Here is a 2,443-nt window from a genome sequence, read left to right as displayed (position 1 = left end):
CAAAGCGCTCTGTACGGCAATCTCGCCGCCGTGCTGTTCGATCACCTGCCGGGCAATGGATAACCCCAGCCCCGCCCCGCGAAACAGATGACCATTCACTTCATCCAAATGGTAAAAACGATCGAAAATAAACGGCAGCGCTTCGGGTGGAATGCCGACGCCACTGTCCTCCACCTGAATTTCCGCCCAATTTTCATGAGTTAACAGGCTGACCCCAACCCTACCCCCGTCTGGGCTGAACTTGATGGCATTATCCACCACGGCTGCCAGCGCCCGCCCCAAACTTTTTGCATCTCCAAGAACCTGCACGGCGTCCGCCGGCAGGTTGACCTGCAATTCAATCCCCTGTTGCTGAGCCATCGGGCGGTAAGCCTCGATAACTTCCAGAATGATCTGGCTCAAATCGGTTGGTTGAAACTCCGGCAGGATCAATTCCATCTCTTGCAAGAATAAAATATCGTTAATCAAAGCCGTAATTTCCTTTAAGTTGCGCGCAACCGTTTCCAAAGCGCTTTGCAGGGTTTCCTCCGGTAATGCACCGCTGCGGATAATCTGCAAAAAGCCGTTGGCCGCCATGAGCGGTGTGCGCAGTTCGTGGGCAATGGTGGTCAAAAACTGACGGCGCGCGGCTTCCTGTTGTGAGAGCTGCCGGTAGGCTTCACTTAATTCTTCGGCTTTTTTACGCAAATCCGCAATCGCCATTTCGTCATTTTCCCGCAAACGGCGGCTGACCTCACGCACCATTGCCAGCGAAAGCTGGCTGTTACTTTGCAGCAAGCCGGTAAATGTTTCCCGCTGTATTTCGAGTACTTCGACTTCGGTTAGCGCAGTAATCGTTGCAGCACGCGGAGCATCATGAATGATGGCCATTTCACCAAAAAAGTCGCCTGCCCGTAGAATTTTTAACAACCTTTCTTCGTTTTCATCGAATTTTTTGGTGACCTGAACTTCCCCATCGAGCAAAATAAAAAATGTGGTTTGGTAAGCTCCTTCAACGGTCAATTTAGTCCCGGCCGGATATGAACGAACTTCGCCGGAGGTAAGCATCTGCTCCGCTTCGTGTTGCGAGAAAGCTGGAAAGGACTTTTGAATTATTGAAATATATTCTTTTAGGTTTTTCATGGAAATCTAAGCGATTATGTTTGACGTCAGCTCCGGATAAGTTGATTCCACATCAACCTGGCATTTTCAGCCGCCAACCCGCACTTCATCCAACATCGCCCCAGAAATTTTTTTGCGGGGGAATGGGTTATGGCATTACTTGCCGGATTTTGCCAAAAGGCACATTCATATTCAATTATATATCGGTCTTTCAACCTGTTCAGATTCGCTTTCACGGTCGAATTTTAGAAAACATCCTGTTATCGGTGACCGAAAACACAAGATTAAATTTTATTTAACCAGTCCTTAACCTGTCCATTGACTGTCATTAAACAGCGCTTGTTATGATGAGTGAGTAATTTTCAAAACTCTATCACAAAAGGAGAGAAATGTATGTTTGCTAAAGTTCGCCCGCTGTTCTTCTTATTGGTTGTAGCAGGACTGGTGCTATCAGCCTGCGCACCTGCCGCAACCCCTGCCGCCGAAAACGAGGCGACAGAAAGAATCGTTGAAAAGACCGTCATTCAAACTCAGGTGGTTGAAGTAGAGAAAGTCATTACCCCCACTGCTGGCCCCGTGGAAGGCACCATCCTGGTGGACGGCTCCAGCACCGTTGCCCCGATTACCCAGGCAGTTGCTGAAGAATTCCAGGCGCTTTATCCAGAAGTGCGCGTTCCGGTGGGGATTTCAGGCACCGGTGGCGGTTTCAAGAAATTCTGCAACGGCGAAACGGATATTTCCAATGCTTCCCGCCCCATCAAACCCTCTGAAGTTGAACTTTGTCAGAAAAACGGCATTGAGTACATCGAATTACCGGTTGCCTTCGATGGTCTGGCTGTCATGGTCAATCCATCCAACAATTTTGCGGCTTGTCTGACCGTTGAAGAGTTGAAGAAAATCTGGCAGCCTGAAGCCGAAGGTGTTATCACCAACTGGAGTCAGGTGCGCGAGGGCTTCCCCAATCAACCGTTGACCCTGTACGGCGCTGGTACGGACTCGGGCACCTATGACTACTTCACTGCTGCCATTGTTGGAGAAGAGGGTTCCAGCCGCGGCGACTTCCTGCCCAGTGAGGACGATAACGTGCTCGTCCAGGGCATCGCCGGCGATCCCAACGCACTAGGTTTCTTTGGTCTGGCTTATTACGAAGAGAACAAGGATAAACTGAAACTGGTGGCAGTTGATAATGGCGATGGTAATTGTGTACTTCCCGACCTTACTACAGTTTCCCAGGGTACATATCAACCGCTCTCTCGGCCCATCTTTATCTACGTGAACCGCGCCCGGGTGGATCAGAAAGATGAAATCAGCCTGTTCATTGAATTCTACCTCAAAAACGCAG

2 protein-coding genes are annotated in these 2,443 nt (G+C 49.7%); one reads left to right on the top strand and one right to left on the bottom strand.

Annotated elements, in window-relative coordinates:
* The coding region (locus tag VAE48_RS16900; protein WP_322794508.1) for an ATP-binding protein at positions 1-1,047 on the bottom strand (1,047 nt) is incomplete at its 3' end.
* A 447-nt stretch (positions 1,048-1,494) separates the two neighbouring features.
* Between VAE48_RS16900 and VAE48_RS16895 the strand changes: the two genes are divergently transcribed.
* A partial coding sequence (locus tag VAE48_RS16895; RefSeq protein ID WP_322794507.1) for a PstS family phosphate ABC transporter substrate-binding protein occupies positions 1,495-2,443 on the top strand: 949 nt, incomplete at its 3' end.

The organism is Bellilinea sp., assembly GCF_034432615.1.
In the GTDB taxonomy this organism is placed as follows: domain Bacteria; phylum Chloroflexota; class Anaerolineae; order Anaerolineales; family Anaerolineaceae; genus Bellilinea.
Note: the sequence above shows the minus strand (reverse complement) of the source record. Positions and strands in the feature narration are given on the sequence as shown.